We start from the raw sequence: 23,906 nt of genomic DNA on the forward strand, positions 1-23,906 counted from the left end.
CTCGCGCTGTTCATCAGATAACGAACTACTCTCCTGCATAAAACTGCTCCCCGATAGAAGGACCGATTTCTCAGTCCAACTTTCGGGGAGCAGTTCACTTCGGAGGCCCGGGCTTTCCTCATGTTGCAGGAGCTTTACCGCTTGCGGCCAGCACTCCCGGGCCCGTGAACTGCAGCGCGTGGTTTCGCACTGCCTGCGGGGTGGTGAATGCCTTATAGCTGTAGGCATCCGCCGGGCCCCGACCCAAAGCTGCCGCTCCACCTCTGGGGCCCTCCTGACGAACGCTCTCTCACTTCCGGCGGCCCATTCCCGAACGCCGGCGCAGTTTTGGCGGGTAAACAGCAAACCCTTCCGCAGCGCTGTGACAGGATTGGGCCATGAGCGCGCCCATCGCCACGCCGTGGCTGTCCAGCCAGCCCAACACGGACCCCCGTTCCGCCACCGGGGACTCCCTGCGCTGGGGAATCATCGCCACTGGCGGCATTGCCCGGTCAGTGGCCCAGGACCTTGCCCTGCTGGAGGACGCGGAACTTTATGCGGTCAGTTCCCGGGGCCAGGGGACGGCAGACGCCTTCGCCGCGGCGTACGGCGTCTTCACTGCATACGGGGACGACGACGGCGTGCACGGCTACGAGCGACTGCTCGCCGATGAGGCGGTGGACGTCGTCTATGTCGCCACCCCGCATGCCCAGCACCACCAGATTGTCCTCGCGGCCCTCAACGCCGGCAAGCACGTCCTCTGCGAAAAGGCATTCACCGTCAATGCCCGCGAAGCCGCGGAGCTCATCGACGTCGCCCGGAGCCGCAACCTGTTCCTGATGGAGGCAGTCTGGAGCCGCTTCCTGCCGGCCATGCAGCGGGCGTTCGAGATTGCCGCCTCCGGCGAACTCGGAGACCTTCATTGGGTCTCGGCCGACCTCGGCTTCCCCGCTCCGTACTCCCCCACCTCCCGACTGTGGGCACGCGGGGACGGCGGCGGAGCACTCCTGGACATTTCGGTCTACCCCCTGCTCTGGGCGCTGGGAACCCTGGGCTTTCCCCAGACGGTCAGCGCCACAGGCTTCGTCAACGACGACGGCGTGGACGCCCAGAACGCGATGACCCTTGGCTACAGCGACGGCGCGCAGGTCCAACTCACCTCATCGCTGTTGTCCCACGGTCCACGCACCGCTACCGTGGCCGGCAACCTCGGCTTCCTGCAAAGCATCGGGTCCATCAACAACCCCCACAAACTCAGCGTTGTCACAGGCCGTACCGACCACAGGACCGAGACCTTCGACGTCGTGGGCAAGGGCTACACCTACGAGCTGCGTGAGGTGACGCGCTGCATCCAGCAGGGCCTCACCGAAAGCCCCGTGATGCCGCTCGAGGATTCGCTGAACACGATGCGCCTCTTTGATGGCGTGCGTGCACAGCTCGGCGTCAGCTACCCGAATGACAGCCACTGAAGGGCATAACTGAGAGGCTGATTCGCATTAGAACGCCTGCCTGTTTTTCTCCTGCAAACATTTGCATGACGGACATTTGCGAGCTGTCATGATGTTTACCCGGGAATGTTCTGAGTTTGTCGATTTGTTTTAGAACTCCCTAGACTTTCCGCAATATCCGGTCTTACGCTATAGGCATCGTCGAATGCAGCAGTACTGGGGGTGGTACGCGTGGGTGAAGCTCATTCACCGTGGCGTGCCCTGCGGCCGGTCCTTATGGCCGGCGCCGCTGCCTTCACCTGGCTGACATTCTCGGCGACGTCCGCCTCTGCAGACCTGCTTCCGGACACATCATCCCTGTTGGGGGGCGTCACCAGCTCAACGCAGTCGGTGACGGAGAGTCTTGTCCCGGCACTGCCCGCACCACCTGTCCAGGTCCCCGCGGCGCCACCTGCGGCCGGCCTGCTCCAACCCGTAGCGGGGCAGGTCTCAACTGTGGCGGATAACCTCGTTGCCTCCGTACCGGTGGTGAACCAGGTGGTTCCGGCCGGCACCGTTGATGCCATTTCCGCGCCAGTTGCACAGATTGCCGACGGCGCAACCACCGCCGTGGTGGAAACTGTTGTGCCACCGGTCGTTGAGACTCTTCCTGCACTTGAGCCCGTACTGCAGCCAGTAGCGGATGTTGTGACCGGCACTGCTCCGCTTCCTGTTCCGGTTCCCGAACTGCCCGAGGTGGCAGCCGGGGAAGAACCTGCTCTGGACGTCCTTCCGGCCGTACCTGCAGATTCCGGAAGCGCATCTGCAGTGACCGATGTGGTGCCTGCCGGCGACGGCGCTATTGGCGCTGATCAAACCATTCGGGGAGCAGGAACGGCCGGCACGGAGGCAACCGCTCTCGCGGGCACATCTGCCGTTCCCCCGGCCGGCCGCACCGTGCCTGCAATGACTGGTGACCAGCCCGATACGACGGAGGCCTCACCGCACCCTGCCCAGGTCCCGGCTGCGCCCGGTTCAGGCAGCGGCAGCAGCCGTTCCCCCGCCGGTTCTTCCGGCTCCGCCGCGTGGCTGAACTCCTTCGACTTCAAGCTTCCTGATGTCGGCGCAGTACTCGCCGACGATGCTCCCGAGCACGCTCCCGCACCGGTGTCCTTCGACCCCGGTTCTTCTCCTGACTAGTTGAGTCCACCCTGCCCTTTCGGGCAGCACGTGGCCATACGGGCAGCTGACCAGCGCCCGAACCTCAACTCTTTCAGGAGACATCACCATGAGTTCCAACCTTCGCAGGGGGCTGCTTGGCACCCTCTTTGCCGGCGGGCTCCTAGCCGTCGGCTGCACTGCGGCAAACGCTGCGGACACCACTAGCGGATCGGATCTTTCCGCTTCCGCCCTCATCTCGGCGGCGGCGTCCGCTGACACGACGTCGTTGGGCCTGCTGGGTGACCCAACGCCGTCCGGCTCAACGGACGTCGCCGCCGTAGCAGATGCCGCCGTCGTAGCTGACGTCGCCGTCGGCCTCGGAACCGGAACCATTGTCGGTACGACCGGGACGGACGTGGCAGTAGCCGCAGACGCCGCCCTCGCCCTGGGCACCGCCACTGGAACCGGCACAGGCGCCACTGACCTGGCCGCTGTCGCCGACGTTGATCTGGGCCTCGGCACGGCCACGGGTACCACCGACGTCGCCGCTGCAGCCGATGTCGCCGTCGGCCTCGGAACCGGAACGGTTGCCGACACGACCGCCACGGACGTGGCCGTAGCCGCAGACGCCGCCCTCGCCCTCGGCACCGCCACGGGTACCACCGACGTCGCCGCTGCAGCCGATGTCGCCGTCGGCCTCGGAACCGGAACCATTGTCGATACGACTGCGACGGACGTGGCCGTAGCCGCAGACGCCGCCCTCGCCCTCGGCACCGCCACGGGTACCACCGACGTCGCCGCTGCAGCGGATGTCGCCGTCGGCCTCGGGACCGGAAACGGTGCCGACACGACCGCGACGGACGTGGCAGTAGCCGCAGACGCCGCCCTCACCCTCGGCACCGCCACGGGTACCACCGACGTCGCCGCTGCAGCCGATGTCGCCGTCGGCCTCGGGACCGGAACGGTTGCCGATACGACCGCAACGGACGTGGCCGTAGCCGATGCTGCCCTTGCCCTCGGCACAGCCACCGGAACCGGCACAGGCGCCACTGATGGGGCTGCAGCAGCTGACATCACCCTGGGCGTCGGTAGCGGAGATGGCGTAGCAACAGATGCAGCCGTTGCCGCCGACGTAGCCCTGGGGTTGGGCGGTGTGACGGGTACGGACGGAACCACTGGAGGCCTGGATGCCGCCGTTGACGTAGCCCTCGGCCTCGACCTCGGAACCGGCACCACCGACGGAACCACCGGCGGCAACGGCGGTCTCGATGCAGGTGTCGATCTCGGGATTGACCTGGGTATCGGCGTCGTGGGCGGCGGCAACGGCACCGAAAACCCGGGCACCGGCACTCCGGGTGACGGCAACACCGGCGGTGTTGGCACCCTTGATCCCGGCACGGACAACCCCGGCACCGATAACAGCTCCGGCAGCGGAAATGGTACCGACAACGGCACCACGGGCACGAACAACGGCGCCAACGGCGGGGGCACTGCCACCGCCGGGACCGGCAGCTTCTCCGTAGCACCGGCAGGTTCCACCGCGGTGGGCGGCGCCATTGCAGCGGACACCACCGAGCGGAACGTGCAGCCCCGGGCCGCCAATACCCTGGCAAACACGGGCATGGACGCCTCGCTGGTCCCGCTCGCCCTGCTGCTGCTGGTGGCCGGACTCCTGATGCTTCGCAAGCGCAAGGTGTCCTAACCGTACTAAAGGCATCAGACAACGCCTGCGCCATGCACCTGAAGCGGCAGCAACCAGCAGGCTGAAGGAGAGGAGGGCCGCCTAGAAGCGCCAAAATCAGACGCAAACATGTCCTCAGCACACATGTCCTTGTGGCTGGTGGTCCGGTGGCGAAAGCACCTGTTTCGCCTCCGGACCACCGGTATGCCCCCACCGGTACATCCGGACCAATCGCTAGTTCGGCCGTAGCCCCCGTATAATTTGAGTACGACAGTGCCGCAGCGCACCGGGAGGAACGGTCATGGTGGCGGAATCGCCTAGCTCCATTACGAATGAAGTGGTTGGCGGACGTTATCGGTTGGGTGAAGTTATTGGCCGTGGCGGAATGTCATCCGTGTATTGTGCCCGGGACGAAAACCTGGGCCGCGATGTAGCCCTCAAGCTCTTCGCACCGCAGGCCCCGGACGCCGATGAACTAAAGCGCCAGGAAGCGGAAATCCAGCTTCTGGCCACACTGAATCATCCGGGCCTGGTCACCCTTTTCGACGCCGGGATCGATGACCGCATACCCGACGAGCCCCGCCCGTTCCTCACCATGGAACTGGTGGAGGGCCAGGACCTGCGCACCCGGATCCGGCACAGCACCGTCCCGCTGGAGGAGTTGGCCGTCATCGGCGCGGGCATCGCCGACGCCCTGGCCTACGTCCACGGACTCGGCATTATTCACCGGGACATCAAGCCCGCGAACATCTTGTTGGTCCAGATCCGTCCCGGCGAGCCGCTGCGCCCGAAGCTGACCGACTTCGGCATCGCCCGGATCGCCGATTCAACCAGGCTCACGGCGACCGGAACCATGGTGGGAACGGCCGCGTACCTCAGCCCTGAACAGGCCATGGGACAGCCCCTCACCCCCGCATCCGATATTTATTCGCTGGGCCTCGTGCTTCTGGAATGCATCAAGGGCGCGGTGGAGTACCCGGGCGGCGCGGTGGAGTCTGCGGTTGCCCGCCTGCACCGGGCACCCGAGATTCCGGACGACGTCCCCTCCGAATGGGCAGACCTCATCCGCTCCATGACCGCCATCGAGCCGCTGGAGCGGCCAGCCGCCGCGGACATCGAAACCGCGCTGCGGCAGGCTCTGGTGTCACCGGCCTCGACCCCCGGGGAGCTGGCGCCGGAAACAACCAGGGTACTGCCCGCCATGCCTTTCCACCCGCCTTCCATCACTGCCGAGGAATCGGTGGAAGAGATCCGCGAGGCGGCTGCTTCCCCCGATAAACCCGCACCTGCAGCAGCACAGGAAGAATCCGCAGCAGCCCGCCCTGAACCGCAGGCCGTCCAGCCTGCACCGGCTGACAATCCTGCCGCAGGACCTTCCTTGCATCCGCAAACCCGGACTAAGCGCTTTTGGTTGGCCGTGGTCATGGGGCTGGTGGTGGTTGCCGCGGCTGTCGCCGCGGTCCTGATGACCCTCAACGCCCAGGCTCCCGCCGACGTCGTGCCCTATCCCGAGGTGACCGGCGTCCTGGGTGAGCATTTGGAAGAATTGCAGAAAAGCGTGGAACCGTGAGGTTTAACCGGGGCAACCGGCTGGCCCTTGCCTGGTCAGCCACCCTGGTGGCAGCAAGCCTGCTCACCGGCTGCGCTACCGCGGAAACGGGACTGCAGCGTGATGCTGCCCGCCAGCTCCAGGCCCGGGTCCTTGAGGTGACGCAGGCTTCGTCGCAAAGCGACCCTGCGACAGCCCTGAAGGCCCTGGACGGGCTCGAAGCCGAGCTTGAAGCTGCCCAGGCAATGGGCGATATTTCCGAGGAACGACGGCGGAGCATCACCACCATCGCCACTGCTGTGCGCGCAGACCTCGAGGATGCAATAGCCGCCGCGGAAAAGGCTGCAGCGGATAAAGCCACGGCTGAGCAGGCGGCAGCTGACCAGGCCGCAGTTGAGCAGGCCGCTACCCAGGCTCCTCCCCCGGCCGTCCAGGAGCCGGCACCCGCTCCGGTGCCGGAGCCCCAGCCGCAGGAGGCCGACAAGAGGGACGACAAGAGGGACGACAGGGGCAAGGGCAACGACTAAGCCGCTGCAGGCTCTGATCCGGGTTCAGTACAGCGCAGCCACCATTCACCTGTCATGACGAAGGAGGCGGCGCCCCGTTTACCGGGGCACCGCCTGCTTTGTCTTTAGGGCTGCCGCGGCAGCGCTTCACCTAGTTCAGGGTGGCAATGACCTTGTTCAGGGTGGCCGACGGGCGCATCACTGCCGAAGCCTTGGCGTCGTCCGGATGGTAGTAGCCTCCGATGTCCACGGGCGAACCCTGGACCTCGGCCAGCTCGCCGACGATCGTGTCCTCCTTCGAGGTCAGCTCGTCGGCGACGGAGCTGAAGGCGGCGGCGAGGTCGGCGTCGTGCGTCTGCTTGGCCAGTTCCTCGGCCCAGTAGCGGGCCAGGAAGTAGTGGCTGCCGCGGTTGTCGAGCTCGCCGGCGCGGCGGCTCGGGGACTTGTTCTCCAGCAGGAAGGTGCCGGTGGCGCGGTCCAGGGTGTCTGCGAGGACCTGTGCGCGGGCGTTGCCCGCCGTGGTGGCCAGGTGCTCGAAGCTGACGGCCAGGGCCAGGAACTCACCGAGGCTGTCCCAGCGCAGGTGGTTTTCCTTCAGGAGCTGCTGGACGTGCTTCGGCGCGGAACCGCCGGCGCCGGTTTCGAAGAGGCCGCCACCGTTCATTAGCGGAACAACGGAGAGCATCTTGGCGCTGGTGCCCAGTTCCAGGATGGGGAACAGGTCCGTGAGGTAGTCGCGGAGGACGTTGCCGGACACGGAGATGGTGTCCTCGCCCTTGCGGATCCGCTGCAGGGTGTAGGCGATGGCCTTGACCGGGGACATGATCTGGATGTCCAGGCCCTCGGTGTCGTGGTCCTTCAGGTACTCGTTGACCTTGGCGATGAGGTTGGCGTCGTGGGCGCGCTCCTCGTCCAGCCAGAACACGGCGGGGGTCTGGGAGGCGCGGGCGCGGGTGACGGCCAGCTTGACCCAGTCGCGGATGGGGAGGTCCTTGGTCTGGCAGGCGCGCCAGATGTCGCCCTCGGAGACCTGGTGTTCGATCAGGACGTTGCCGGAGCCGTCAACGATCTGGACGGTTCCCGGCTCCTGGATCTCGAAGGTCTTGTCGTGGCTGCCGTATTCCTCTGCGGCCTGCGCCATGAGGCCAACGTTCGGCACGGTCCCCATGGTGGTGGGGTCATAGGCGCCGTTGGCGCGGCAGTCATCGATGACCACCTGGTAGATGCCGGCGTAGGAGCTGTCCGGCAGGACGGCCAGGGTGTCGGCTTCCTTGCCGTCCGGGCCCCACGTGTGGCCGGAGCTGCGGATCATGGCCGGCATGGACGCGTCCACAATGACGTCGGACGGGACGTTCAGGGTGGTGATGCCCTTGTCCGAGTCCACCATAGCCAGCGCGGGACCGTCTTCGAGGCCCTTCTTGATGAGCGACTGGACGCCTTCGCGCACGTCCTCGGGCAGGTCTTCGAGGCTGCTCAGGATGGCGGCCAGGCCGTTGTTCGGGCTGATGCCGGCGGCGGCGAGCTGTTTGCCGTAGGTCTCGAAAAGCTCCGAGAAGTAGGCCTTCACCACGTGGCCGAAGATGATGGGGTCGGAAACCTTCATCATGGTGGCCTTCAGGTGTGCGGAGAACAGCACGCCCTCTTCCTTGGCGCGGGCAACCTGGGCCTTGAGGAATTCGTCCAGTGCGGCGGCGCGCATGACGGTGCCGTCCACAACCTCGCCGGCCTGGACCGGGAAGGCCTTCTTCAGGACCTTCACGGAGCCGTCTTCGCGGACCAGCTGGATGGCGATGGTGCCCTCGGACTCGATGACCACGGACTTCTCGTTGGAGCGGAAGTCGTCCTTGCCCATGGTGGCCACGTTGGTCTTGGAGTCTGCGGTCCAGGCCCCCATGGAGTGCGGGTTCTGGCGGGCGTAGTTCTTGACGGACAGTGGAGCGCGGCGGTCCGAGTTGCCCTCGCGCAGGACCGGGTTCACGGCCGAGCCCTTGATCTTGTCGTAGCGGGAGCGGATGGCCGTCTCCTCATCCGAGGAGGGGTTGTCCGGGTAGTCCGGCAGTGCGTAGCCCTGGCCCTGCAGCTCTGCAATAGCGGCCTTCAGCTGCGGGATGGACGCGCTGATGTTCGGCAGCTTGATGATGTTGGCTTCCGGCGTCTTCGCCAGTTCGCCCAGTTCAGCAAGTGCGTCACCGATCTGCTGCTCCGGGGTGAGGTAGTCACCGAACACGGCGATGATGCGGCCGGCGAGCGAAATGTCGCGGGTCTCCACCTCCACACCTGCGGTCGAAGCGAACGCCTCGATGATGGGCAGGAACGAATAGGTAGCCAGCATCGGCGCTTCGTCGGTGTGGGTGTAGATAATCTTGGACATGCGCGGGCGTCTCCCTGTGGGTCGGCTTGGTTGTGAAATGTCGGTCTATTTCACCATCTACAACTTACCCGAGGACGCGGGTTTGAACCTTACCGGCGCCGCTTGATTACCCCGCGGTGAGTAGGATTACAGCGATGCAGAACAGCCGACGGCGGCACGCACCCGCGTGCCCTCCCGCCGTCGGAATAAGCCTGCCTTCCCGCGCCGATAACGGGCACAGGGCCCTACATGATACGTCACTACTATTTACAAACTTGTCATGCGACGGTAAATTCGCTACGTCACTCTCCGGCCCGCGCCGGGGCCGATACCCCGTTCAGACAGGACACCAATGACACGCACCAGGTCTCTCGCTTCGTGCTTCCTGAGCCTTTCCGCCGCCGCCGTCCTGGCAGTTGCCACGGCCGGCGGAGCCTCAGCCGCACCGGCCACAGAAGACAAGAACACCCCGGCCATCGCCAGCGTCACAGTCGACGGCACCGGCGCGGCCGAATACTGGACGGCGGACAAGATGAAGGGCGCCATCCCGGGCGATGTTTTGGCCGGCAAGGCCCTGGAACGCGGCAACCGCTCAGCTGTTCCCGTCGAAAAGGGAAAGGGCTCGCAGGTCAGCCCCACCCGCGGCAAACAGACCATCGCTGCCAGTGAGGCCCCGGTGAAGCACATCGGGAAGGTCTTCTTCACTCTGGGTGGCGCAAACTATGTGTGCTCTGCCAACGCGGTGTCGTCGGTCAATAAGAGCACGGTAGCCACCGCGGGGCACTGCCTCAACGAGGGCCCGGGTGCTTTCGCCACGAACTTCATCTTTGTTCCTGCCTACGACAACGGGGCTACGCCGTACGGAAAATGGACAGCTCGGAAGTACTTCGCCCCCACTCAGTGGAGCGCCGGCGGGGACATGGCCTACGACACCGGCTTCGCCGTGATGAACCGGCTGAACAACCAGAACTTGACCGACGTGGTTGGCGGGTCCGGCGTCGCCTTCAACCAGGCGTACGGCCTCACCTATAAGTCCTTCGGCTACCCCGCGGCCAAGCCGTTCAACGGCGAGACCCTGAAAAGCTGCACCGGAACGGCCAGCCCTGACGGCAACAACCCGCAGTTCGGCACGCAGGGCATCCCATGCGACATGACCGGCGGCTCGTCGGGCGGCCCGTGGTTCATCGGCACCAGCTCCTCCGGCGTCCAGAACTCCGTTAACAGCTACGGCTACACCGGCTCCAACATCATGTACGGCCCCTACTGGGGCACGGCCATCCAGGCGACATACCAAAGTGCAGCACTCTCCTAGCAACGAATCCGGCCAGGACCCTTCGGTCACCCGCAGCGACGTGACGCAGACGCACGAGGAGATCCTCGAGTACTGGACTAGGCAGCGGATGGCAGAAGCCAAGCCCCGGGAGCTCCGGCTTCCGGCGGAGGGTCCGCGTCTCAAGCAGAGGGACGCGGACGCTGGTGAAGCCGGGTCCTAGACCATCTGCCCTTAACGACGACGGCGCCTGTCCCCTTCGCGGGGACAGGCGCCGTCGTCCATTCTGCAGGCGCTGGGGCCGCCCCGCCCGGGTTCCCTGGCCGAGAGGCAGCGAGGTTAGGGAGGCGGTGGGGATCAGTGGAAGAAGTGGCGCGCACCCGTGAAGTACATGGTGATGCCGGCCGCGTTGGCTGCCGCGATCACTTCATCGTCCCGGACGGAACCGCCGGGCTGGACCACGGCACGGACGCCGGCGTCGATCAGGATCTGCAGCCCGTCGGCGAACGGGAAGAACGCGTCGGAGGCGGCAACGGCCCCGCGGGCACGCTCAGGGGCGTTGGAACCGCTGGCGTTGGACGCGCCGCCGGCACCGTCGACGTCGGACTCCACCGTCACGCCCAGCGTGTTGGCCCGCTCCACAGCCAGGCGGCACGAATCCAGGCGGTTTACCTGGCCCATGCCGATGCCGACGGCGGCACCGTCAGCGGCAAGCAGGATGGCGTTCGACTTCGCCGCCCGGCAGGCGGTCCAGGCGAACGCAAGGTCCGCGAGGGTCTTCTCGTCCGCCGCTTCACCCGCTGCGAGCGTCCAGTTGGCGGGGTTGTCGCCGTCGGCGTCCACTTTGTCGCTGACCTGGACCAGCATGCCGCCGGACACCTGGCGGAACTCCGTGGGGTACCGGCCGTAACCCTCGGGCAGGGCGAGCAGGCGGATGTTCTTCTTCTTGGAGAGAATCTCAACGGCTTCCGGCTCGAAGCCCGGGGCGATGACCACCTCGGTGAAGATGTCCTTGACGGTGTTGGCCATGCCGGCGGTGACGGGACGGTTGGCTGCGATCACGCCGCCAAACGCGGAAACGGGATCGCAGGCGTGGGCCTTGGCGTGCGCATCTGCAATGGGGTCGGCGGCGTCCGCGGATCCCACGGCCACGCCGCAGGGGTTGGCGTGCTTGATGACGGCCACGGCGGGCTCGCTGAAATCGAAGGCTGCGCGCAGGGCGGCGTCGGCGTCCACGAAGTTGTTGTAGCTCATGGCCTTGCCGTGCAACTGGTCTGCCTGGGCGATGCCTACCGGTGCGGCCTTGTCCACGTACAGGGCTGCCTGCTGGTGCGGGTTCTCCCCGTAGCGCAGGACCTCGGAGCGCTCCAGCGAGAGGCCTGCGTAGGCGGGCCAGTCGATGACGCCGTCGCCGTCCTCGTCCAGGAACTGGCTGGCCGTCCAGGTGGCCACGGCGTTGTCATAGGAAGCGGTGTGGGCGAACGCCTTGGCGGCCAGCCGGCGCCGGGTCTTCAGGTCGAAGCCGCCCTCCCCGGCCGCGGCAACCACCTGGCCGTAGAAGGAGGGGTCCACCACAATCGCGACGGCGGCGTGGTTCTTTGCTGCCGACCGCACCATGGCGGGGCCGCCGATGTCGATCTGCTCGACGACGTCGTCCGGGGCCGCGCCGGACTTGACGGTTTCCACGAACGGGTAGAGGTTCACCACCACCAGGTCGAAAGGTTCGATCTCCATGCGGCTGAGCGTTTCCATGTGGGCGGGCACGCGGCGGTCCGCCAGGATGCCGCCGTGGACCCGCGGGTGCAGCGTCTTGACGCGGCCGTCCAGCATCTCCGGCGAGCCGGTGACTTCCTCAACCTCCTGGACAGGAATGCCGGCGGCGGCGATCTTCTTGGCCGTGGAGCCGGTGGAGACCAGCTTCACTCCCGCTGCGTGCAGGCCCTGGGCGAGTTCCTCCAGACCGGTCTTGTCGTATACCGAGATCAGCGCCCGGCGGATGGGAACACGGTCAATGGATACGCGCTCATGCTGCGTGAAGCTCACAAATGTCTCCGTCTTATCTCGCGGAACAGTGCCGCGGTTGGTGGGGATAGGGCCAGTTTATCGCGAAGCGCAGGTTGCCCCGCGTGTCAGCCTGAGTGTGAACGCCAGTGGGCCCGGCTAGAGTTTTTCCCAGGAGGCTGCGATGAATACTTACACCACTGTGCCGAGCGGCGAGCAGGTGGTCCAGGAACTGCCCTGGCGATGGAAAGTCCAGGGCAGGATCTTCCTGATCGGCGGGCTCGGGTTCATGTTCGATGCCTGGGATGTGACCCTGAACGGCATCCTCATTCCGCTGCTCTCCACGCACTGGGCACTGACTCCGGGTGAAGTGGCATGGGTAGGAACGTCCAACCTCATCGGCATGGCCCTCGGCGCCTTCGTCTGGGGCACCATCGCGGACACCATCGGGCGCAAGAAGGCATTCACGGCCACGCTGCTGATCTTCTCGCTCTTCACCGTGTTCGGCGCCTTCTCCCCCGACTTCATCTGGTTCTGTGTGTTCCGGTTCATGGCCGGCTTTGGCCTGGGCGGGTGCATTCCCGTGGACTACGCACTGGTGGGTGAGTTCACGCCACGGAAGCAGCGCGGCAAGGTGCTGACCGCCATGGACGGCTGGTGGCCCATCGGAGCCGCGCTTGCGGGCTTCGTCTCGGCCGGCCTGGTGGCCCTGTATGGCGACTGGCGCTTCACCATGCTGGTGATGGTCCTGCCAGCACTGCTCGTCTTCTGGGTACGGCGGAGCGTGCCGGAGTCACCGCTGTTCCTGATCCGCCAGGGCCGGCGGGAGGAGGCCGCCAAGGTCATCGACGGCCTGGTGGAAGCAACCGGGGCCGAGCCCCGCGCCTACAGCCTGCCGGACGCCAAGGACGTACCGCGGCTCTCCGCCGGCAGCGCCTGGACCCAGCTGCGGTCCGTGTGGCAGTTCAACTGGAAGATCACCGCTGCGGCATGGGCGCTGTTCTTCAGCATCCTGCTGGTCTACTACCTGTCCCTGACCTGGATGCCGCGCATCCTCATCGGCGCCGGCTTCGCGGAGTACAAGGCGTTCGTGACCACCGCGTCCATGGCCGCCGTCGGCCTGCTGGGTGTGATCGTGGCCGCCCTCCTGGTGGAGCGGGTGGGCCGTAAGTGGATCCTGGCCATCACCGGTCCGCTATCCGCACTGACGCTGGTGATCGTGGCGTTCGTGGTGGACATCCCCACAGCGGCGGTGTTCTGGCTGCTGGTGTTCGGGTTCGTGGTGCAGGTGGCCATTCCGGTGCTGTACGCCTACGTGTCCGAGCTCTACCCCACGGAGCTGCGCGGCAGCGGCTTCGGCTGGGCGTCCACGTTCTCACGGCTGGGCGCAGGCTTCGGCCCGCTCATATTCGCCAACTACTTCTGGCCCGAGCTGGGGCTCGCAACATCCTTCGCCCTGGCCGGCGGGCTGGTGCTGCTGGCGGTGCTGTGGATGGCGTTCTTCTCCCCAGAGACCAAGCAGCGCCGCCTCGAGTAGGGCTGCTTTCGACGCGCTCATCCGGGGCCGACACGCATGTGCACTTACGCACCGTGTATTTTGGGTGCGGCCAATGCGTGTGCGCGTCGACAAGTAACCTGCGCGTCGACGGCGGGTCAGGACCGGGCGGCGGCGAGGTCTGCCAGGGTGGAGACCAGCAGCCGGCGCTCCACCACCTTGATCCGTTCATGGAGGGTTTCCTCGGTGTCGGCGTCCTCGATGGCCACGGCTTCCTGGGCGATGATCGGGCCCGTGTCCACGCCGGCGTCGGCCCAGTGCACCGTGCAGCCGGTAACTTTCACGCCGTACGCCATCGCGTCCCGCACGCCATGGGCGCCCGGGAAGGCGGGCAGCAGCGCCGGGTGGGTGTTCAGGTATTTACCGTTGAACGCGTCGATGAACTCCGGGCTCACGATCCGCATGAACCCTGAAGACACCACAACGTCAGGCTCGAAGGCAGCCACAGCCTTTGTCAGCGCGCTGTTCCACTCCGCCCGGTCCGGGTAGGCCTTGAAGTCCACCACGAACGTTGGGATGCCGACGGCGGCGGAGCGCTCCACGCCGTACGTCCCCGGGCGGTCGGCCCCCACAGCGGCGATTTCCACGTCCAGTTCGCCGGCCTTCACCGCGTCAATTACTGCCTGGAGATTGGACCCGGTGCCGGAAACGAGGACTACGATGCGCATTGGTCTAGCTTATGGGCAGCCTCGCGTAGGCTGGAAAACATGAACAGCAACCCCGAACCGGCGCAGCAGCAGCGGACCAGAGCTCCGCTCAGCGAGGCGGCAAAAGCCTCGCTCGCCAGGACTCACACGCTGTTCCGGATGTTCGTCGTCTCAGTCCTGGGCGCGTTCTTCGTCTACCAGCTGGACGTCAACTACCTCTGGCTGACAGCCATCCTCACGGCCGCCAGCCTGGCCCTGGGGGTGGTGCTGTTGATCCGGGCAGCGAGGTTTCGGGAGTCCAAACTAGTCCTTATCGGCACCATCTCAGGGATGGTGGTTGCGGCCATCCTGGTGCTGCTGATCGTTGTTACAGCAGTTTTCTTTGGGGAAATCCGTGACTACCAGGCGTGCGTGGGCCGGGCGCTGACGGACCAGGCCCAGACTGCGTGCCGGGTACAGCTTGAGAAGTCGCTGCCCCCCCAGCTCCCCTAGCACCCACAAGGGGCATCCACGCTAGTGGATCAGTTCTGCATCCGCTTCTTTTGCGGCCCGCTCGCGTTCCAGCCAGGGTCCGGCTGCGTAGCCGATAACGACGCCGGCCCCCACCTCGGCTGCCACCCACACTCCCGTCCACAAGGGGTCGGGCCCGATTTCCGTCAGCCGTCCGATCCCGGCCGAGCCCCGCGCCATCCACGCCAGCGCCATGGTCAGCAGCCCGGCCGCGAGCCCGGTCAGTGCGCCGAGCACCAGGGTGGAGACGGTGGCCGTAAACCAGCGCGCGCGGACCTTGATGGAAAGCCACTCGTCAAAGTGGTTTTCGCCTTCCCGCAGGAACCACCACCCGGCCAGGACACCGGCAAGAACCGGGGCGATCAGGGCAACGAAGGCATAATCGAGCGGCCCGCTCGGAATCGCTGCCAGGACGGGGATGGAGGGCAGCGGTCCGACGGCGGTGCCGAGCGGACCAACCTGGGAGCCCACCCCCATCGCAAAGCCCGAGCCGGACGTCCACGCGAGGGCGAAGACCACCAGGTTGGGCAGGTAGCCGAGTTGCGCGACGGTGAGTGCCGCGCCTCCGATGGCGCCGGCGTCGAGCGCTTCATAGACGGCGACCACGAGGTTCCAGTGGATGAACAAGTCCACGGCCAGCAACGCCGAGGCAAGTGCCAGGGCGGACACGACGCCAACGAAACCGGCTTTGGCAGCGGAAGCGAGGTACGAGCCGGCCCAGCGGGAATGCTGGCTGGTGCGTGAAATCCAGTCCACGGCGTCGACGCCGATCAGCCGGCTCCAGGACCCTGCCTCACGGCGGGCGCCGATCACCATTCCCAGGGCGTAGGGAATCAGGGGGAACAGCATCGCGTGCCCCAGGTTAATGCCGACGTCGGCCGTGCGGCAGACAAATCCGGTAGCGGCACCAAAGGCGGAGTAGACAAGCCACGATCCCAGGAGCGCCTGCCAGAGCTGGTCCGTGTAGGACGCCCGCGCCAGGCGCCGGCCCGCGCGCCACGCCAGCAGGAACGGGATCAGGGTCAGCCCCAGGGGAACGAGCGTCAGGAGGCCGGCGTCACCGCGGGCCGCGGTGTCCGATCCCGCGGCCGTGAGTGCCAGCGGCACTCCGTGGACCAGCAGCCAGGACTGCCCGGCGAGCCGTGCCAGAGTTTCGAACTGCCCGTCCCGGAAGCCTGCAGTCGCCCAGACGGCAATGATCGGTGCGATCACCACGAGCGCGGAAATGACCGCTGCCTGGGCTGTCTCAAGGGCACCCTGCAGCCACAGGGGCATGGGGAGGCCAGGGTCTCCGGTCTGGTCGGCGCGCAGTTTCATCGTGTCCATGGTGTCACGGCGGGTCCGCCAGGCCCGGAAGCGACAGGCTCCCGGGCCGCATCAACCGAGACTTACATGGCTTTTCCCGGCGCTTTTTACAGGGGTCCGCCGTAAAATGGGATTTACTGCAAGCGCCGGCACCCCAAGGGTGCATCGAGAGTACGCCTGGCCCCTGTCGTGTGATCGAACAGCAGCATCGCGAGCAGGCCAGCGAGGGCCCGGAAACCGTAAGCCGGGAAACAGGAGCCGCGAATGAGAGATGAACACTAAGTTCTGAAGATATTCGTCCTACTGGCTGGTGCAGTCACCGTTTCGGCGGAGGCTGCACCAGCGTTTTCATATTTCTGCAAGCACAGCGGCGCCGGGAGCCCCCAAGTAGGCTCCCGGCGTCGTCTGTTACTTTCGCGAATCGTCGCAGGTCCGGACCTGCCCGCTGTCAGCGGGGTGTCAGGACCTCTGGCTTCCGTTCACTCAGAGGCGGCGGTCGCGGTCCACGCCGTCAGCATCAATTTGTTCCTTGCGGACTTCCTCATCGACCCGGACGTCCTCCTGGACCACGTCCTTGTCCAAGCGGACACGCTCCACCGGCACGGTTTCCTTCTCCACCACGGGGCGCTCCTCATGGAGGATCACCTCGTGCTCTTCTTCGCTGATGTCCGGCCCGGACATTGCAGCGCCGCGGTTGGCGTCCGTAATGGGCTCGCGCTCCAGGCGCACCTCTTCCCGCTGCACGGGAACAGTCTTTGTGACGTTCTCGGTAGTGACATACTTCCGCAGCCGGGCACGTCCGGTGGCCTCGCGTTCCTTGCCGACGTGCAGCCGTTCCTCGGAACGGGTCATGGCATCGTCGGTGTTGGGGCCCGAGGTGTCGTGACCCACCGTTCCACGATCGGTGTCGCGGTCAGTGAAGTCGCGGTCCCGGCCGATGCCGGCTGTGGGGGTGCCGGTGTTAAGGTCGGCATCGCCCTGGAGGTCCACATCATTCCGGGACTCGGAGTAGGTGCGGGCTCCGCGGTCGTAGTAGGTGTAGAGGCTATCCTCTTCCTCGGGGGTGAGGTGGCCGTCCACGTCCACGCGGGGTGCGTCCTTGACGTGTTCCTTGGTGTACGGAACCACCAGGTCATCGCCCTGGGTGTGCGCGCCTTCGACGGGGACGAAGGACTGGGAGGTGCCGAAGAGCCCCGTCTTCACAGTGACCCACGTCGGTTCACCCGTGTCGTCGTCCGCGTACAGCTGGCCAATCGAACCGATCTTCTCGCCATCGGAGCCGATGACGTTGCCGTTCCGGTTGAGCAGGTCTTCAATGTTTTCCCGATTGAGCATGACGTCTCCTTGGATGTGTCGTTGCACTGGGTTTTCACCAGCTGCGGATGGTCCGGTGCAGGGGTTGCCCGCTCTCCGGCCGAGCCCCGGCTGCTTGAGGCTTTTGTGCTGGCTGCCCCTCTACCGTAAGCATGCTTAGCATCATATGCAAAGCCTACTTAGTAATTTTTTTAAACCGGACCGCCTGCCGTTCACCCAAGCTTTCCCTCCGGGTAACGCGTTCTCCCCCGCCACGTCAGGGCCGGAGCCCACGGTGGTGGGGTGAGGATCGCAATTGTTGCTGAATCATTCCTGCCGCTGATGAACGGGGTAACGCACTCCATCCTGAGGGTGCTGGACCACCTGCAGGACCGGGGCGATGACGTCCTGGTCATTGCGCCGTCCACCCAGGACGGAGACGCGCCCGATCAGGTCAAGGGTGCCGAGGTCCATCGGCTGCCCGCCGTGCCGCTGGCGGGATACACGAATGTCCGGGTGGCGATGGGCGGTGTGTACCGGGTCAAGAGAATCCTTGCCGACTACGCACCGGACGTTGTCCACCTTGCCTCACCGTTCGTCCTCGGCTGGCGGGCGGCGCAGGCAGCACGTCAGTTGGGGATCCCCACCGTGGCCATCTACCAGACAGAGGTTCCCAGCTATGCGGCCCGCTACGGTGTGCCCTTCCTGGAGAACTGGGCCTGGAACCGCGTGGAAAACATCCATTTGCTGGCCTCCCGCACCCTGGTGCCGTCCACGTTCGCGCTGAACCAGTTGCGCGGCCGCGGCATCCCCCGGGTGCAGATGTGGCGCCGAGGCGTGGATACCGCCCGGTTCTCGCCGGAAAAGCGCGACGACGGGTGGCGGGCTTCGGTGGCCCCCGGCGGCGAGCGGATCATCGGCTACGTTGGCAGGCTCGCCGTGGAGAAGCAGGTTGAGGACCTCGCAGCCCTCGCCGGGATACCCAACGCGAAACTGGTGATCGTGGGCGACGGTCCCCAGCGGGCCGCACTGGAGGAAGCCCTGCCGGCTGCCGCCTTCACCGGATTCCTGGGCGGCGAGGACTTGGCACGCGCCATGGCATCCTTCGACCTGTTCGTCCACCCCGGCGAGTTCGAGACGTTCTGCCAGACCATCCAGGAGGCCATGGCGTCGGGTGTGCCGGTGGTGGCCACGGGCCGCGGCGGCCCCCTGGACCTGGTGGAGAACTCCCGGACGGGCTGGCTCTACGAACCGGGTGACTTGTCCGCCCTGCGCGCCCGCGTCCTGGACCTGATGGGTGATGACGCGAAGCGCCGGGCGTTCGCCGCTGCGGCCCATGCGTCAGTACAGGACAGGACCTGGCCTGCACTCTGTGCCGAACTGGTCCGCCACTACGAGGACGTCCTGGCGGACGCACCGGCGGCACGGGCATCCGGGTCCTGGACATCCGCTTCAAAGACAGGGGCAGCATAGTGAAAATCTCGGTCATCGGCTGCGGCTACCTTGGTGCCGTCCACGCTGCCACTCTGGCCTCGATGGGCCACACGGTGGTGGGCATCGACGTCGATCCAGCTAAAGTTGAACAGCTGGGCCGCGGGGCCGCTCCCTTCCACGAGCCCGGACTGGACGAACTGCTCCAGGACGGGCGCAGCAACGGCAGGCTGCGCTTCTCCACGGATGCCTCGGATGCCAAGGATTCGCAGGTCCACTTCCTCTGCGTCGGGACTCCCCAGGACAAAACGTCCGACGCCGCCGACCTCACCTTCCTGGTCTCCGCCGCCAGAACGCTACTGCCGCACCTGGCGGCGGGCGCCGTCGTCGTCGGTAAATCCACCGTGCCCGTGGGCACCGTTCAGATGCTCCGCGGCGTCCTGGCCCGGCGGCCGGACGTGCTGCTGGGCTGGAACCCCGAATTCCTCCGCCAGGGCACCGCGGTCAAGGACTCGCTGGTGCCTGACCGGCTGGTCTACGGCGTGGACGGCGGCCGGACCGCCGCGTTCAACCCGTCCACCGGCGCGCCGCTGGGCGTGACGGCCGCGCTGGATGCGGTGTATGAGCCGCTGCTCCGGGCCGGGATTCCGCGGCTGGTCTGCAATTTCGCGACGGCGGAACTCATCAAGTCCGCGGCTAATGCGTACCTGGCCACCAAGGTCAGCTTCATCAACGCCGTGGCCGAACTCTGCGACGCCTCCGGGGCGGACGTGGGCGAACTCAGCGAGGCGATGGGCTTGGACCCGAGGATCGGGAACCGGTACCTGCATGCCGGGCTGGGCTTCGGCGGCGGCTGCCTGCCCAAGGATATCCGCAGCTTCCGGTCCCAGGCCGCCGGGCACGGCGTCACTGCCGTGGAGGACTGGATGCGCCTGGTCGACTCGGTGAACCTTGGGCAGCGGTCCCGGACGGTGGACCTGGCAGCGGAGCTCTGCGGCGGAACCCTGGCCGGCCGTTCGGTGACCGTGCTGGGGGCGTCCTTCAAACCGGACACGGATGACATCCGGGACTCCCCCGCCCTTGACGTGGCGGACAGGCTTGCGGCCGCAGGGGCACACGTGACGGTGACGGATCCCAAAGCGGTCAACCATGCCTGGCGGCGGTACCCCCGGCTGCGGTTCGAAACCTCCACCGGACGTGCGCTCGAGGGTGCGGAACTGGTGCTGCTCCTGACGGAGTGGGACGAATACCGGCAGCTCTCCCCCACCGTTGCCGGCGGGCTTGTCCGACGGCGGGTGGTGCTGGACGCACGCAATGTGCTGGACGCCGCTGCCTGGCACGCAGGCGGCTGGGTGGTGCGCGGCCTGGGTTCGGCGGCCGGGACGTCAACCGGCAGTGCCGCACCTGCCGCACCTGCCGCTGAACGCGTACCGGCCTCCCGGGCGCGGTAAAACCTCTTAGGTAAGCAGCCCCAGTTCGGCGAACGCGAGCGCCACGCCGTTGCCGGCGGGGCCTGGGGTAACCCGGTCTGCGACTGCCAGCACGCCCGGGTGGCCGCCTTCCACGGCGATGCCCGTGCCGGCGTACTCCAGCATCTCGATATCGTTGGCGCTATCCCCGATCGCCACAATGTCTTCCCGCTTCAGCCCCAGGCGCTGCTCCAGCACCTGGATCCCCAACGCCTTGTGGGTTCCGGCCATGTAGATCTCCCCGGCGCGGTCACCCAGTGCGGAGAGGGAGCTCGGGATCAGCCCCACCCCGGGACCGAAGTCGTGCATGAGGCCGGTCAACGGCACAGGCGAGTCGAAGCAGGAGATTTTGGCGAAGGAAACGGACCTGAGGTCGTCGCTGTACTGCATGGGTCCGAGGATGTCTTCAAGGGGATCCACGTCGGTGCTCAGGACGCCGTCGTGCTGCGGGCGTCCGGCAAAGATGGGTCCCAGAACCTCCCGCAGGCGCTGGTCCACGCCGGTGCGTCCGTGCAGGGCCTCGGGTGCTTCCAGGATGTAGGCGGCGTTGTTGGCGTCCAGGGTCTCGACGATGCGGGCAGCGACGTCCGGCTCGAAGCGCGAGTCCTTGAGGATCTCACCGTCCATTTCCACCCGGGCGCCGGCGCCGGTGATCACGCCGTCGAATCCCGCCGCCAGGATGTGGCCGGGGACCATGGACAGCGGGCGTCCGGTGCAGACGAACACCAGGTGGCCGTTCCGGCGCGCGGCCTGGACGGCCTCAACGTGGGCTTCCGGGGCCAGCCCGTGGTCGGCGTAGGTACCGTCGATGTCGAGGAAGATGGCACGCGGCCGGACGGTTCGCTGGCTGGACATGCCGGACTCCTTGGTCTGTTACGGGGACCGTTTCATCCTATCCAAGGCGGGAACCGCGGCAGATTATTGCCGTTCAGGTCCCCCAAAACCCTGCGGCCCGACGGGCAAAGTGATAGTCATCCTGTGATGTTTGAAGCCTTGCAGGCAAGTAAGCACACTGATTGAATTAGCACACCGGAATATGGGGGCCCGGCACAACTTACTGACTAAGGAGTGACAACATGGGCATTCTCGGATTTCTCATTTTGGGCCTGATCGCCGGAGCTATTGCAAAGGCAATCCTGCCGGGCCGCCAGGGCGGCGGCTGGGTGATCACCATGGTCCTCGGGGTTGTCGGGGCCATCCTCGGCGGCTGGATCGGTTCGCTGATCTTCGGTGGCGGGCTGGCGGAATTCTTTGACATCCGCACCTGGCTGCTGGCCATCCTCGGCTCGATCATCGTCCTGCTGGTCTACGGCATGGTCACGAACCGCAGCCACCGCAGGGTGTAGCTCACCATAATTCCCAACGCAAAACGCCGTCCTCCATTTCGGGGGACGGCGTTTTTGCGTCCCGGCTTTCCGAGAGCAAACTTCCAAATAACTTAATGGGAACCGATTTCCCCTTTCCGGGCGATAGTCCCGGGTCCGCATTTATGATGTGCGAGGGGGTGGTCTCATGGCTGATTCAAGCCACGCGGAAAATCTGGCGGTCCGGGCATTCAGTGCGGTCCTGGACGCGAGTCCGGACGCCCTTTTGGCCCTTTCTGCGGACGGCACCATCACCGTGGCCAATGCCGCGGCGGCGCGGCTCTTCGGGTTTCCACCCGAGGAGTTGACCGGGCGCAACTACCGCACGCTGCTGGCCCCCGGGTTCGGTGACGACGTGGACCGTCTGCTCCGCCGGCTTACCCTCGAGCCCGGCCGCTACCCATCGCCCGTGGAGATCCGGGGGAAGCATCGCGACGGTACGGAATTCCCCGCGGAGGTGGCGTGTTCCCTGGTTCCTTCCGGCGGGCGTGATGAGGCAGCGGGCCAGGCAATCCAGCCCACGCAGGCGGGGCACGACGGCGGGATGCCCGCCGGAACGTGCCTGCTGCTGTCCGTCCGGAGTACGTCACACCGCCAGGCCGCGGACGCGGACCTGCGGGAGGCCATGTCCCTGCTCACGGCCACCTTGCAGTCCACCGCCGACGGGATCCTGGTGATTAGTTCCGAGGGACACGTGGCCGGCTTTAACGACCAGTTCCTCACCATGTGGAACATCCCGGCGGAGCTCCTAAAGGGCGACAGCGAAGAACCCATTATGCGGCTGATCGTTTCGCAGCTGGCGGACCCCGCTGCCTTCATGGCCCGGCTGACAAAGCTGGAAGAGGACCCGGCAGCCGAAAGCCACGACGTCCTGGACTTCAAGGACGGCCGGACCTTCGAGCGGTACTCCCGGCCGCAGCGGGTGGGCGAGAACGTTGTGGGCAGGGTATGGAGCTTCCGCGATGTGACGCCGCGGCGGAAGGCCCAGGAACAGGCCCAGCAGGCCATGCTGGACCTCGCGGCGCAAACAGAAAAACTCCGTGCCATGGCCTTCCAGGACCCCCTGACCGGGCTGGCCAACAGGGCAGTCTTCAACGACTCCCTGGCCGAGGCGCTGCAGGAGCCGCGGCTGAAGGCCGTGGACGTCCTCCTCCTGGACCTCGACGACTTCAAGGAAGTCAACGACATCCTGGGCCACCAGGCGGGCGACGACATGCTGATCGAAGTATCGCGCCGGCTCCGCGGCTGCGTCCCCACCGCCGACGTCGTGGCACGCCTGGGCGGCGACGAATTCGTGGTGCTGCTCACCGCCTGCCCCGACGCCGATGACATCGCTGCCTGCATAGTCCGCTGCCTGCATGTACCGCTGACCATCAACGGCACGGTGCTGCGCCCCCGCCTCAGCCTGGGGCTCGCATCGCTGGCCCAGGACAGCGTGGGCCCGTCCGAACTCCTGCGCCAGGCGGACATCGCGATGTACGCGGCGAAGGCCGCCGGCAAGAACCGGTTCCTGCGGTTCCACCCGGACATGATGACTGCACTCGTGCAGCGCACGGACATGGAAAGCGCCCTGCAGCTGGCCGTTCCTCGCGGCCAGATCACCGTTGACTTCCAGCCCATCGTGTCGCACCGCATGGGGCAAGTGGTGAAGTTCGAGGTGCTGGCCCGGTGGGACCGCGGCGGCGAGCGGGTCCCGCCGTCGATCTTCATCCCGCTGGCTGAGCGCACCGGACTCATCAACGAAATCGGTGCGGAGGTGATGGCGCTGGGGATGGTGCAGCTGGCACGGTGGCTCAGCGAGGATCCCTCGCGGTCCCTCGCAGTCAACGTCTCCGGGGTCCAGCTCCAGGACCCTGAGTTTGCCCAAGGGGTGCTCCACCTTGCGGAGGCCAGCGGTGTGGCGGCCTACCAGCTGGTGCTGGAGGTGACCGAGAGCGTGTTCTTCGACGCCGACTGCAGCCTGATCAGACAACTCAGCTCGCTGCGCGACGCCGGCGCCCGGGTGGCCCTGGACGATTTCGGAACCGGCTACTCCTCCCTCGGCAGGCTGCAGGACCTTCCCGTGGATACGGTGAAGATCGACAAGACCTTCGTGTCCATGGTCCGCACCGGCGAGGAACGCCTGCCCATCCTTAGCTCAATGATCAACATGGCCCACAGCCTCGGCCTGACGGTGACGGCGGAGGGCGTAGAAACGGCGGCGCAGGCGGACTACCTGACAGCACTGGAATGCGACTCCCTGCAGGGGTACCTGTTCTCGCTCCCCGAGCCAGGTGAACGTCTGGACCACGCCCTGCGGCGGGCCGAGGAAGCCCTCCAGGCCCTCAAGGGTAGGTAAGTTCCAGGCACAGGCAGCCCGCCCGCCCTTAAGGTGTGAGGGATACCATAGGGAGGCGTCTCCACCCAGG

Annotated in this window: 19 protein-coding genes; 13 read left to right on the top strand and 6 right to left on the bottom strand. The window is 66.3% G+C overall.

Going from position 1 to position 23,906, the window contains the following annotated elements:
• Positions 1-377 precede the first annotated feature (377 nt).
• The 5 genes from AC5RU7_RS11700 (at position 378) to AC5RU7_RS11720 (ending at position 6,324) form a co-directional block, all read left to right on the top strand.
• Complete coding sequence (locus AC5RU7_RS11700; RefSeq protein WP_494052357.1) at positions 378-1,448, top strand: Gfo/Idh/MocA family protein; 1,071 nt, start codon at positions 378-380, stop codon at positions 1,446-1,448.
• Between the two features lie 210 nt (positions 1,449-1,658).
• Positions 1,659-2,606 (top strand): hypothetical protein, encoded by a 948-nt coding sequence (locus AC5RU7_RS11705; protein ID WP_494052358.1) that lies wholly within the window; start codon positions 1,659-1,661, stop codon positions 2,604-2,606.
• Positions 2,607-2,694: 88 nt separating this feature from the next.
• Positions 2,695-4,269: a hypothetical protein gene (locus AC5RU7_RS11710; protein WP_494052359.1), complete on the top strand. Its 1,575-nt coding sequence runs from the start codon at positions 2,695-2,697 to the stop codon at positions 4,267-4,269.
• A 280-nt stretch (positions 4,270-4,549) separates the two neighbouring features.
• Positions 4,550-5,818: a serine/threonine-protein kinase gene (locus AC5RU7_RS11715; RefSeq protein WP_494052360.1), complete on the top strand. Its 1,269-nt coding sequence runs from the start codon at positions 4,550-4,552 to the stop codon at positions 5,816-5,818.
• Positions 5,815-6,324 carry a hypothetical protein gene (locus AC5RU7_RS11720; RefSeq protein WP_494052361.1) on the top strand — a complete coding sequence of 170 codons (510 nt, stop codon included), beginning with the start codon at positions 5,815-5,817 and terminating at the stop codon, positions 6,322-6,324. Before AC5RU7_RS11715 ends, AC5RU7_RS11720 begins: the two co-directional genes overlap by 4 nt.
• 130 nt (positions 6,325-6,454) lie before the next feature.
• On the opposite strand, the gene AC5RU7_RS11725 is transcribed toward AC5RU7_RS11720, so the two are convergent.
• Positions 6,455-8,674 (bottom strand): NADP-dependent isocitrate dehydrogenase, encoded by a 2,220-nt coding sequence (locus AC5RU7_RS11725; protein ID WP_494052362.1) that lies wholly within the window; start codon positions 8,672-8,674, stop codon positions 6,455-6,457.
• 331 nt (positions 8,675-9,005) lie between these two features.
• Between AC5RU7_RS11725 and AC5RU7_RS11730 the strand changes: the two genes are divergently transcribed.
• Positions 9,006-9,965 (top strand): trypsin-like serine peptidase, encoded by a 960-nt coding sequence (locus AC5RU7_RS11730; protein WP_494052363.1) that lies wholly within the window; start codon positions 9,006-9,008, stop codon positions 9,963-9,965.
• Complete coding sequence (locus tag AC5RU7_RS11735) at positions 9,949-10,146, top strand: hypothetical protein (protein WP_494052364.1); 198 nt, start codon at positions 9,949-9,951, stop codon at positions 10,144-10,146. The genes AC5RU7_RS11730 and AC5RU7_RS11735 overlap by 17 nt, the downstream gene beginning before the upstream one ends.
• Positions 10,147-10,280: 134 nt before the next feature.
• On the opposite strand, the gene purH is transcribed toward AC5RU7_RS11735, so the two are convergent.
• The gene (purH, locus tag AC5RU7_RS11740; RefSeq protein ID WP_494052365.1) at positions 10,281-11,966 is read right to left on the bottom strand and encodes a bifunctional phosphoribosylaminoimidazolecarboxamide formyltransferase/IMP cyclohydrolase; all 1,686 of its coding nucleotides are present in this window, start codon (positions 11,964-11,966) and stop codon (positions 10,281-10,283) included.
• 142 nt (positions 11,967-12,108) lie between these two features.
• On the opposite strand from purH, the gene AC5RU7_RS11745 reads away from it, so the two are divergent.
• Positions 12,109-13,461: an MFS transporter gene (locus AC5RU7_RS11745; RefSeq protein WP_494052366.1), complete on the top strand. Its 1,353-nt coding sequence runs from the start codon at positions 12,109-12,111 to the stop codon at positions 13,459-13,461.
• Positions 13,462-13,577: 116 nt separating this feature from the next.
• Here the strand turns inward: AC5RU7_RS11745 and purN are convergent, their stop codons facing one another.
• The gene (gene purN, locus AC5RU7_RS11750) at positions 13,578-14,147 is read right to left on the bottom strand and encodes a phosphoribosylglycinamide formyltransferase (RefSeq protein ID WP_494052367.1); all 570 of its coding nucleotides are present in this window, start codon (positions 14,145-14,147) and stop codon (positions 13,578-13,580) included.
• Between the two features lie 39 nt (positions 14,148-14,186).
• Here purN and AC5RU7_RS11755 point away from each other — a divergent pair, with 39 nt between their 5' ends.
• A complete protein-coding gene (locus tag AC5RU7_RS11755) occupies positions 14,187-14,618 on the top strand; it encodes a hypothetical protein (protein ID WP_494052368.1) in 432 nt (143 codons plus the stop codon).
• A gap of 21 nt (positions 14,619-14,639) precedes the next feature.
• Here AC5RU7_RS11755 and AC5RU7_RS11760 read toward each other — a convergent pair whose 3' ends face one another.
• Together AC5RU7_RS11760 and AC5RU7_RS11765 are read right to left on the bottom strand one after the other, a co-directional pair.
• Positions 14,640-15,953, bottom strand: a complete 1,314-nt coding sequence (locus AC5RU7_RS11760) for a cell division protein PerM (protein ID WP_494052510.1) — start codon at positions 15,951-15,953, stop codon at positions 14,640-14,642.
• A gap of 471 nt (positions 15,954-16,424) precedes the next feature.
• Entirely contained in the window at positions 16,425-17,276 is an 852-nt protein-coding gene (locus AC5RU7_RS11765; RefSeq protein WP_494052369.1) for a PRC and DUF2382 domain-containing protein, read from the bottom strand.
• A 261-nt stretch (positions 17,277-17,537) separates the two neighbouring features.
• Here AC5RU7_RS11765 and AC5RU7_RS11770 point away from each other — a divergent pair, with 261 nt between their 5' ends.
• Together AC5RU7_RS11770 and AC5RU7_RS11775 are read left to right on the top strand one after the other, a co-directional pair.
• Complete coding sequence (locus AC5RU7_RS11770; RefSeq protein WP_494052370.1) at positions 17,538-18,707, top strand: glycosyltransferase family 4 protein; 1,170 nt, start codon at positions 17,538-17,540, stop codon at positions 18,705-18,707.
• Positions 18,707-20,116 (top strand): UDP-glucose dehydrogenase family protein, encoded by a 1,410-nt coding sequence (locus AC5RU7_RS11775; RefSeq protein WP_494052371.1) that lies wholly within the window; start codon positions 18,707-18,709, stop codon positions 20,114-20,116. Before AC5RU7_RS11770 ends, AC5RU7_RS11775 begins: the two co-directional genes overlap by 1 nt.
• A gap of 6 nt (positions 20,117-20,122) precedes the next feature.
• Here AC5RU7_RS11775 and AC5RU7_RS11780 read toward each other — a convergent pair whose 3' ends face one another.
• Complete coding sequence (locus AC5RU7_RS11780) at positions 20,123-20,989, bottom strand: HAD hydrolase family protein (protein ID WP_494052372.1); 867 nt, start codon at positions 20,987-20,989, stop codon at positions 20,123-20,125.
• 221 nt (positions 20,990-21,210) lie between these two features.
• On the opposite strand from AC5RU7_RS11780, the gene AC5RU7_RS11785 reads away from it, so the two are divergent.
• Together AC5RU7_RS11785 and AC5RU7_RS11790 are read left to right on the top strand one after the other, a co-directional pair.
• The gene (locus AC5RU7_RS11785; RefSeq protein ID WP_494052373.1) at positions 21,211-21,480 is read left to right on the top strand and encodes a GlsB/YeaQ/YmgE family stress response membrane protein; all 270 of its coding nucleotides are present in this window, start codon (positions 21,211-21,213) and stop codon (positions 21,478-21,480) included.
• Positions 21,481-21,646: 166 nt separating this feature from the next.
• Entirely contained in the window at positions 21,647-23,836 is a 2,190-nt protein-coding gene (locus AC5RU7_RS11790) for a sensor domain-containing protein (RefSeq protein WP_494052374.1), read from the top strand.
• Positions 23,837-23,906: the final 70 nt, after the last annotated feature.

The organism is Arthrobacter sp. K410C, from assembly GCF_059090105.1.

Bases quoted from the DNA above. Each gene is read 5' to 3' on its own strand.
- AC5RU7_RS11755 (WP_494052368.1), top strand. From the start codon at position 14,187: ATGAACAGCAACCCCGAACCGGCGCAGCAGCAGCGGACCAGAGCTCCG.
- AC5RU7_RS11715 (WP_494052360.1), top strand. From the start codon at position 4,550: ATGGTGGCGGAATCGCCTAGCTCCATTACGAATGAAGTGGTTGGCGGA.
- AC5RU7_RS11785 (WP_494052373.1), top strand. From the start codon at position 21,211: ATGGGCATTCTCGGATTTCTCATTTTGGGCCTGATCGCCGGAGCTATT.
- AC5RU7_RS11745 (WP_494052366.1), top strand. From the start codon at position 12,109: ATGAATACTTACACCACTGTGCCGAGCGGCGAGCAGGTGGTCCAGGAA.
- AC5RU7_RS11730 (WP_494052363.1), top strand. From the start codon at position 9,006: ATGACACGCACCAGGTCTCTCGCTTCGTGCTTCCTGAGCCTTTCCGCC.
- AC5RU7_RS11790 (WP_494052374.1), top strand. From the start codon at position 21,647: ATGGCTGATTCAAGCCACGCGGAAAATCTGGCGGTCCGGGCATTCAGT.
- AC5RU7_RS11765 (WP_494052369.1), bottom strand. From the start codon at position 17,276: ATGCTCAATCGGGAAAACATTGAAGACCTGCTCAACCGGAACGGCAAC.
- AC5RU7_RS11700 (WP_494052357.1), top strand. From the start codon at position 378: ATGAGCGCGCCCATCGCCACGCCGTGGCTGTCCAGCCAGCCCAACACG.
- AC5RU7_RS11710 (WP_494052359.1), top strand. From the start codon at position 2,695: ATGAGTTCCAACCTTCGCAGGGGGCTGCTTGGCACCCTCTTTGCCGGC.
- AC5RU7_RS11725 (WP_494052362.1), bottom strand. From the start codon at position 8,674: ATGTCCAAGATTATCTACACCCACACCGACGAAGCGCCGATGCTGGCT.
- AC5RU7_RS11760 (WP_494052510.1), bottom strand. From the start codon at position 15,953: ATGAAACTGCGCGCCGACCAGACCGGAGACCCTGGCCTCCCCATGCCC.
- purN (WP_494052367.1), bottom strand. From the start codon at position 14,147: ATGCGCATCGTAGTCCTCGTTTCCGGCACCGGGTCCAATCTCCAGGCA.
- AC5RU7_RS11780 (WP_494052372.1), bottom strand. From the start codon at position 20,989: ATGTCCAGCCAGCGAACCGTCCGGCCGCGTGCCATCTTCCTCGACATC.